Source organism: Pseudomonas sp. D8002, from assembly GCF_013385695.1.
In the GTDB taxonomy this organism is placed as follows: domain Bacteria; phylum Pseudomonadota; class Gammaproteobacteria; order Pseudomonadales; family Pseudomonadaceae; genus Aquipseudomonas.
Window position 1 is genome coordinate 1 of record NZ_JACAPM010000046.1, and the last position, 8018, is coordinate 8018.

The 8018-nt window shown below is 61.6% G+C and carries 9 protein-coding genes and 1 pseudogene; 8 read left to right on the forward strand and 2 right to left on the reverse strand.

What is annotated here, in order from left to right; all coding sequences use genetic code 11:
• Positions 1-60 precede the first annotated feature (60 nt).
• On the reverse strand, positions 61-1365 hold the full coding sequence (locus HX807_RS25505; RefSeq protein ID WP_003212508.1) for an ATP-binding protein: 1305 nt from the start codon (positions 1363-1365) through the stop codon (positions 61-63).
• Complete coding sequence (locus HX807_RS25510; RefSeq protein WP_003212510.1) at positions 1362-2102, reverse strand: response regulator; 741 nt, start codon at positions 2100-2102, stop codon at positions 1362-1364. The genes HX807_RS25505 and HX807_RS25510 overlap by 4 nt, the downstream gene beginning before the upstream one ends.
• 217 nt (positions 2103-2319) lie before the next feature.
• Here HX807_RS25510 and HX807_RS25515 point away from each other — a divergent pair, with 217 nt between their 5' ends.
• The 8 genes and pseudogenes from HX807_RS25515 (at position 2320) to HX807_RS25550 (ending at position 7866) form a co-directional block, all read left to right on the forward strand.
• Positions 2320-2562 carry a DUF2790 domain-containing protein gene (locus tag HX807_RS25515; RefSeq protein WP_008430200.1) on the forward strand — a complete coding sequence of 81 codons (243 nt, stop codon included), beginning with the start codon at positions 2320-2322 and terminating at the stop codon, positions 2560-2562.
• Positions 2563-2573: 11 nt separating this feature from the next.
• Positions 2574-2753 carry a hypothetical protein gene (locus HX807_RS25520; protein ID WP_003212515.1) on the forward strand — a complete coding sequence of 60 codons (180 nt, stop codon included), beginning with the start codon at positions 2574-2576 and terminating at the stop codon, positions 2751-2753.
• A gap of 77 nt (positions 2754-2830) precedes the next feature.
• Positions 2831-3349, forward strand: a pseudogene (locus tag HX807_RS25525) (thioredoxin family protein); the annotation flags it as partial.
• Positions 3350-3435: 86 nt separating this feature from the next.
• The gene (locus HX807_RS25530) at positions 3436-4473 is read left to right on the forward strand and encodes an isopenicillin N synthase family oxygenase (RefSeq protein WP_177051478.1); all 1038 of its coding nucleotides are present in this window, start codon (positions 3436-3438) and stop codon (positions 4471-4473) included.
• Between the two features lie 14 nt (positions 4474-4487).
• Entirely contained in the window at positions 4488-5282 is a 795-nt protein-coding gene (locus HX807_RS25535) for a MetQ/NlpA family ABC transporter substrate-binding protein (RefSeq protein WP_177051480.1), read from the forward strand.
• Positions 5279-6025: a methionine ABC transporter ATP-binding protein gene (locus tag HX807_RS25540; protein WP_003212524.1), complete on the forward strand. Its 747-nt coding sequence runs from the start codon at positions 5279-5281 to the stop codon at positions 6023-6025. The genes HX807_RS25535 and HX807_RS25540 overlap by 4 nt, the downstream gene beginning before the upstream one ends.
• On the forward strand, positions 6022-6687 hold the full coding sequence (locus tag HX807_RS25545) for a methionine ABC transporter permease (RefSeq protein ID WP_008430208.1): 666 nt from the start codon (positions 6022-6024) through the stop codon (positions 6685-6687). The genes HX807_RS25540 and HX807_RS25545 overlap by 4 nt, the downstream gene beginning before the upstream one ends.
• 99 nt (positions 6688-6786) lie before the next feature.
• Complete coding sequence (locus tag HX807_RS25550) at positions 6787-7866, forward strand: sigma-54-dependent Fis family transcriptional regulator (protein ID WP_177029481.1); 1080 nt, start codon at positions 6787-6789, stop codon at positions 7864-7866.
• Positions 7867-8018: the final 152 nt, after the last annotated feature.

Below are 8018 nucleotides of genomic sequence, written 5' to 3' on the forward strand. Positions count from 1 at the left end.
CGCTGTAAGAGCGGAACCGATACAAGCCATCACCCAAATAATGGATATACACACCGCCCGTCACAGCTCCAGCCGAACCTGCGCACACAACCCCCCGCCGTCCCGGTTGCTCAACGTCAACTCCCCACCAATCGCCACCGCCAGTTGCTGGGCAATCGCCAACCCCAGCCCTGTACCACCAGTGCCACGATTACGCGAACTCTCCACCCGGTAAAACGGCTGCATCACCTGCACCAGTTCATCCTCGGCAATCCCCGGCCCCCGGTCCAGCACCTTGATCGAAAGCTCACCCGCCGCCGTCGACCCCACCTCCAACTGCGCCTCCCCGGCAAATTTCAGCGCGTTGTCCACCAGGTTCACCAGCACCCGACGCAACGCATGGGGCCGCGTATCCAAAACCACCGCGCTTTTACCGGTCAAACTCACTTGCTTGTTCATATCCTGGTAATCAAACACCAGGCTGTCGAGAAACGCATCCAGGTCGATCCGGCAACTGGCCTCGGTCGACCCATGCACACTGCGAGCGTAAGCCACACCCTCGCGCACCAGATGCTCCATTTCCCCCAGGTCACTCCAGAGCTTTTCCCGGTCCACCGAGTCCTCCATGAACTCGGCACGCAATTTCATGCGGGTGATCGGCGTCTGCAAGTCATGGGAGATCGCCGCCAGAATCTGCATGCGCTCCTTGAGGTACTCGGCAATCCGTTTCTGCATTTCGTTGAACGCCGCCGCCGCATGCGCCACCTCGGTGGGGCCGGTTTCGTCCAGCGGCGTCGGGCGGGCATTCGGGTCGAGGGTTTCCACTGCCCGTGCCAGGCGTGTCAGCGGGCGGATGGCGATGCGCACGGCGATCCAGGTGCACACCAGCAACACCACCAGTTGCAGCACCAGTACCACCGGCAGCCAGAACGCAAACGGGATCGGCTTGGGATAGACATCAATCGTGACCGGGCTGCCATCGGCCAGGGTCAGGTGCGCCTGGAAGTGTTTTTGCAGGCCCGGGATGTCGCGAAACGTCAGTGGGTAATGCTCTCCCAACGCATCGGAAATCGACGTCGCGGCCATGGGCACGTTGTCGCTGGCCATCGGCTCGCCGGGTTCGCCGGCATTCAGCAGGTAGCGGTAGGCGTTGCGGTCGAGGCGCGGCAGCCAGCTGGCACGCTCGGCGGCGGGCAGGCGGTCGAGGATCGCGATCGACGTCGATACGTCGTTTTCCAGGTTGCCCAGCATTACGCTGCGGGCACTCATGTAGCGCTCATAGAACTGCGCACTGAACGACAGGGCGTTGGCGCACAGCAGGCTGACGATAAAAATTACCGTCAGTTGCGCCGCGAGGGTGCGCGGCCAGCGGAACGTGAGGGTCATGCCGGGTCCCCAAGGATTTCCACGGCCAGGGAGAACACATAGCCTTCGCTGCGCACGGTCTTGATGTAGGCCGGTTCGCGGGCGTCGTCCAAAAGGCGCTGGCGCAGGCGGCTGACCAGCAGGTCGATGGAGCGGTCGAACAGGTCCGCGTCCCGGCCCTGTGTCAGGTTCAGCAACTGGTCACGGTTGAGCACCCGTTGCGGATGGTCGAGGAAGACGCGCAGCAAACGGTATTCGGCACCGCTCAAGGCCACCAGGGTGTTGTCTTCGTCCAGCAGATGGCGGGCGGTGGTGTCCAGGCGCCAGCGGCCAAAGCGGATCAGCCGGCCGCTTTCGGTCACCACCAGGTTTGGCGGCAGCATCCGTGTGCGCCGCAGCACGGCGTTGATGCGGGCCAGCAGTTCACGGGCGGCGAAGGGCTTGACCAGGTAATCGTCGGCGCCCATTTCCAGGCCGATGATGCGGTCGGTTTCATCGTTGCGCGCGGTGAGCATCAGGATCGGCGTGGCCTTGTGCTTGCCCACCCGCAGTTCGCGGCACAGCTGCAAGCCGTCGTCGCCGGGCATCATGATGTCCAGCACGATCAGGTCCACCGGCGTGGTGTCGAGGAAGCTGCGCATCTGCCGGCCGTCAGCCACCACGGTGGTGCGCAGGCCGTTCTTTTTCAGGTAGTTGCCCACCAGTTCGCGGATCTCCCGATCGTCATCGACAATCAGAATGTGATCGACGTGATCCATGCTGCCTTCCTCGTTGATTAGTCATTGATGCGCAGTCTAGCCACTGGCGGCGGGCTTGCCTTGTGCCCTTTGTATTGCAGTGTATCTGGCGGTGACGAGATACACATCGACGCAAAAATCCGGGCCTGGCCGACACAATCCGGATACCTCGCAAGGTTCAAATGAGCCCATCGAGGTAATCCGCCTCGGCCCACTTGAAACCCCCGGGGAACCACCCATGACTATCAAAGCTGCCTATGCCAGTTACCTGTTTGCCTTACTCACTGGCCTGAGTATTGCCGCCCATGCCGAAACCACCGCCAGCCAGCCGGATATCCACCAGGTGCTGTCGATCTCCGAAGAGTCCGGTGGCGCGCTGTGCGGCATCGTCAACTCGCACCTGACCTACCTCGATTCCGAGGGCCAGCGCCACGTCCTCGACTACCGCAAATTTTCCAGCAATTGCCTTGAAGGCAGCTGAGGAGACCGGCCATGACCCCACTCAACAGCTTTCTCAGTGCCCTGGCGTTTTCCATGGCGGGTGTGGCGGCGGATGTGAACGCCGCTACCGCGAAAAAACTCACCGGCAGTGAAACCTGCTTCCAGAACACGCCGCTGGCGCAAAACGGCGCGGCTCGCAAACGCGCTGAAACACCCCCGGCCACGAGGTGACACCCATGAACTTCATCCGATACCTGCGCCGCTCAAAAGGCCTGCTGCTGTTGGCACTGGTGGTTGCCTTGGTCGGCGTGCCCAAGGCGGTGAACTACCTGATCAACAACGTCGATGCCGAAAGTTTCAGCCAGTCCGATGAGCGCATGCCGTCCCTCGACGGCGCGGTGGCCTGGCTCAACTCGCCGCCGCTGACGGCCGAGGGCCTGAAGGGCAAGGTGGTGCTGGTGGATTTCTGGACCTACGACTGCGTCAACTGCCAGCGCAGCCTGCCGTACGTCAATCAGTGGGCAAAGAAGTACGCCAGGGACGGGTTGGTGGTGATCGGTGTGCACACGCCGGAAAACGCCTATGAGAAAGTCCTGGATAACGTACGCAGCCAGGTCAAGAAGCTGGACATCCATTACCCGGTGGCCATCGACAACGACTACCGCATCTGGCGCGCCTTCGATAACCAGTACTGGCCGGCCCATTACTTCTTCGATGCCACCGGCAAAGTGCGCTACAGCCATTTCGGCGAGGGCCGCTACGACAATCAGGAGAAAGTCATCCAGGCCCTGCTGGAAGAAGCCAGGGCGGCGAACGCGCCAACCTAAGCTAATGCCAAAAAGGTATTTATTGAGGGGTTTTTAGATCGTTTAGCTTCACCACTCCATGTACCTGTTCATGGAGTGAGCACCCAATGTCGCACCCGCTGGCAATCAACACCTTGCCCCTGCTGGACCTGGCGCTGCTCGACGGCAGCCCGGCCCAGCGTGGGCAGTTTCTCGATGACCTGCGCCACGCTGCGCGGCATATCGGTTTTTTCTACCTCACCGGCCACGGCATCGACGCCGGGTTGCTCACCCAGGTGCAGCAGCAGGCGCGCCGGTTTTTCGCCTTGCCGGAGGCCGACAAGCTTGCTGTCGGCATGATCAACTCCCCGCACTTTCGCGGCTACAACCGCGCCGCGTCGGAGATCACCCGGGGGCAGCCGGACCTGCGTGAGCAGTTCGACCTCGGCGCCGAGCGCGAGCCGCTGCGGCAAGGCCCGGATTCACCGGCCTGGTCGCGCCTGCAAGGCCCCAACCAGTGGCCTGCCGCGTTGCCTGAACTCAAGCCCTTGTTACTGGCCTGGCAGCAGGCGATGACGCAGATGTCCCTGCGCTTGTTGCGCGCCTTTGCCCAGGCCTTGTCGCTGCCGGAAAACGCTTTCGACCCGCTGTATGGTGACAAGCCCAACGAACACATCAAGCTGATCCGCTACCCCGGCCGCCACGCCCAGCAGAGTCGCCAGGGCGTCGGCGCCCACAAGGATTCCGGCTTTCTCAGCTTCCTCCTGCAAGACCAGCAGGCCGGCCTGCAAGTGGAAGTGGAGGAGGGCCGCTGGATCGACGCTTCGCCGCGCCCCGACACCCTGGTGGTGAACATCGGCGAGTTGCTGGAACTGGCCACCAACGGCTACCTGCGTGCCACGGTGCACCGGGTCGAATCGCCGCCCCTGGGCAGCGAGCGTTTGTCCCTGGCGTTTTTCCTCGGTGCGCAACTGGACGCGGTGGTGCCGGTGTATCAGTTGCCGCCCGAGTTGCTGCGCGATGCCCACGGCCCCACCAGTGACCCGCGTAACCCGTTGCTGCGGGACGTCGGCTGGAACTACCTCAAGGGCCGCCTGCGTTCCCATCCGGATGTCGCCCAACGGTTTTACGCCGATGCCACGATTCCCCAAGCCCTGTCCGCCTGATAAGGAACATCACCATGCTCAAGAAAACAGCCCTGGCCCTGGCCGTCCTGATTGCCTCCTTCGACGCCCAGGCCGCCGAGGCCCTGCGTGTGGCGGCGGACCCGATTCCCCACGCGCAAATCCTCGAATACGTGCAGAAGCTCGACCCGCAGCTGCAGCTGAAAATCATCGAAATCCCCAACGGCGTGAACTCCAATGAACTGCTGGCCCACGGTGATGTGGACGCCAACTACTTCCAGCACTTGCCGTACCTGCACTCCCAGGAACAGGCTCTCGGCCAGAAATTCACAGTGGCGGCCATCGTGCATATCGAGCCGCTGGGTATCTACTCCCATCGCCACACCAGCTTTACCCAGGTGCCGGATAAAGGCACCGTGGCCGTGCCCAACAACGTCACCAACCTGAGCCGTGCGCTGTACCTGCTGCAAGCCAACGGCCTGATCACGCTCAAGCCCGGTTTCAACGACCCGGCCAAGGACCAGGCAACGCCCAAGGACATTGCCGAGAACCCCAGGCACCTGAAGATCCTCGAGATCGAATCACCACAGATTCCTCGTGCCCTGGATGATGTCGACCTCGCCGTGATCAATGGCAACTACGCCCTCGAGGCCGGCCTGTCACCGGCCAAGGATGCCCTTGGGCTGGAAAAAGCCCAGGGCAATCCCTACGCGAATATCCTCGTGACCACCCCGAAATTGCAGGACGACCCACGGATCAAACAGCTGGCCAAGGACCTGAATTCGCCGGAGATGGCCAAGTTCATCACCGAGAAATATGCAGGCTCGGTGATTCCGGTAGCTGTCGAATGATCGTCGTCGAGCAGGTCAGCAAAACCTACGCCGATGGCCAGCCGCCGGCGCTGGATAACGTGTCGTTGCAGATTGCCGACGGTTCGATCTTCGGGATCGTGGGGCGGAGCGGGGCGGGCAAGAGTACTTTGCTGCGCTGCCTGAACCTGCTGGAGCGCCCGACTTCCGGGCGCATCCTCATGGACGGCCAGGACCTGACGCTGCTCAGTGACAAGCAACTGCGCCAGCAACGCCAGCGTATCGGCATGATCTTCCAGGGTTTCAACCTGCTGCATTCACGCAACGTCGCCGACAATGTGGCGGTGCCCCTGGAAATCGCCGGTCAGCCCAAGGCCGAGCGCGTTGCCCGGGTCAAGGAATTGCTGGAACTGGTCGGCCTGAGTGACAAGGCGCTGGCCTTTCCGTCGCAACTGTCCGGCGGCCAGAAGCAGCGCGTCGGCATCGCCCGGGCACTGGCGGCGCGCCCGGATTATTTGCTGTCGGACGAAGCCACCAGCGCCCTCGACCCGGAAACCACCGCGTCGATCCTGGAACTGCTGCGCAGTATCAATCGGCAACTGGGGGTGACCATCGTGTTGATCACCCACGAGCTGGATGTGGTCAAGGCTATCTGCGACAGCGCGGTATCCCTGGCCAATGGGCGTGTGGTGGAAAGCGGCAGCCTGATTCAATTGCAGGCCGATCCCGCCTCAAGCCTGGGCCGCTCACTGGCCCCCAGCCTGCCAGCGGTGAGGGCAGTATGAAAACGGACTGGAACGACATCCTGCAACTGCTGCTCGCGGCCACTGGCGAAACCCTGTACATGGTGCTGCTGGCGGCGGTCTTTACCTTGCTGATCGGCCTGCCCCTGGGGGTGCTGCTGTTTGTCAGTCGCCGCGGCGGGCTGTTCCCGCTGCCACGGGTGAACCGTGTGCTGGGTGCGGTGATCAACCTGGGCCGCTCATTGCCCTTTGTGGTGATGCTAATTGCCTTGATTCCACTGACCCGGTTGATCGTTGGCACCACATTGGGCAGCACCGCCGCCGTGGTGCCGATCACCATTGGCGCCTTTCCGTTCTTTGCGCGGATTGTCGAGAACGCGCTGGACGAAGTGGACAAGGGGCGTATCGAAGCCATTGTTGCCATGGGCGGGGATATTCGGCATGTGATCTTCAAGGTGCTGCTGCCGGAGGCGCTGCCTGCGTTGCTTGCGGGGTTGACCCTGACCCTGGTGATGCTGATCGGCTTTTCGTCCATGGCCGGGGTGATTGGCGGTGGCGGCCTGGGGGACCTGGCGATTCGTTATGGGTACCAGCGTTTCAATAACCAGATCATGGTGGTGACGGTGATTGTGTTGGTGGTGCTGGTCCAGGGCGTGCAAAGCCTGGGGGATCGTTGCGTGAGGTCGCTGGCGCATCGTCGATAAACGGTTATGTACTAATGAATTTTTAATATTTCTAGTTATATGCGTGACTGAGTAAAGTTCCCTTACGTACCTTCACCTCGTCGCCGGGAAATACTTTTCATGAACCGTCCCCACGGGCATCCCACGCCGATCCTGACTTTGCCCCAGGGCGAAAAAGACCCGTTGTCGATTCGCGCCAAGGCGCTGGTTTTTGCCGACCCGCGTTCCCTGCAACTGCTCGAATATTTGCAACGTGTCGGCCCCAGTGACGCGCCGGTGTTGATCAATGGCGAGACCGGCACCGGCAAGGAGCTGGTGGCGCGCTATATCCACAGCGCCAGCGGCCGCACCGGTGCGTTTGTGCCGGTGAACTGTGGGGCCATCAGCGAGAACCTTGCGGAAAGCGAATTTTTTGGGCATGAGGCCGGCTCGTTTTCCGGGGCCTCGGGGCGGCGGATCGGCTGGTTTGAAGAAGCCGATGGCGGCACCCTGTTCCTCGATGAGATCGGTGACTTGCCGCTGCCGTTGCAGGTGAAGCTGCTGCGGGTATTGCAGGAGCAGGAAGTGGTGCGCGTGGGGTCGCGCAAGCCGATCAAGATCAATATCCGGCTGGTGACGGCCACCAACATCGACCTGGAGCAGGCGGTGGAGGCGGGCAACTTTCGTCTTGACCTGTTCTATCGCATCAACGTGGCGCAGGTGCAGGTGTTGCCGTTGCGTGAGCGGCCGCTGGATATCCTGCCGTTGGTTGAGCATTTTCGGCGGCTCTACAGTGCCAGGTTGAAAATCGCCGAGCCGATGTTGTCGGAGTCGGCGACCCAGGCGTTGCTGGATTATCCGTGGCCGGGGAATATTCGTGAGCTGGAGAATGTGGTGCACCTGGCGCTTTTGGTGGCTGGGGACAGGCCGATCATGCCGTCGCACTTGAAGTTTTCTGCGGGGCTGAGTGCGATGCATGCCAGCGTTAACAGCGGGGCGCCGAGGATTCCGCAGGAGGTGGTGCGGGAGCAGTTGCTACGGTTGTTCGAGGTGCCGGGGGATTCGTTGTTGCACGATATCGAGGATTTGATCGTGCGGGAGGCGTTTGCGTTTTGTGGGTTTAATCAGTTGCGTACGGCGGAGTTGTTGGGGGTGACGCGCAATGCCATGCGGACGCTTTTGGTGAATCATGGGATGCTCAAGGGGCGGGTTAAACCCTGATTTTTTGGTGTACATATCCGTTATTTGGGTAACGGCTGCTTATGGTTTCGCTCTTACAGCGAGTCACTTTGCAAAAGCGGCAAAGTAACTCGGGCTGAATGGGGCCGTCAGATCAAAATCAAAAGCAAAGGCACAGCGGCCTCCCGGCCGGC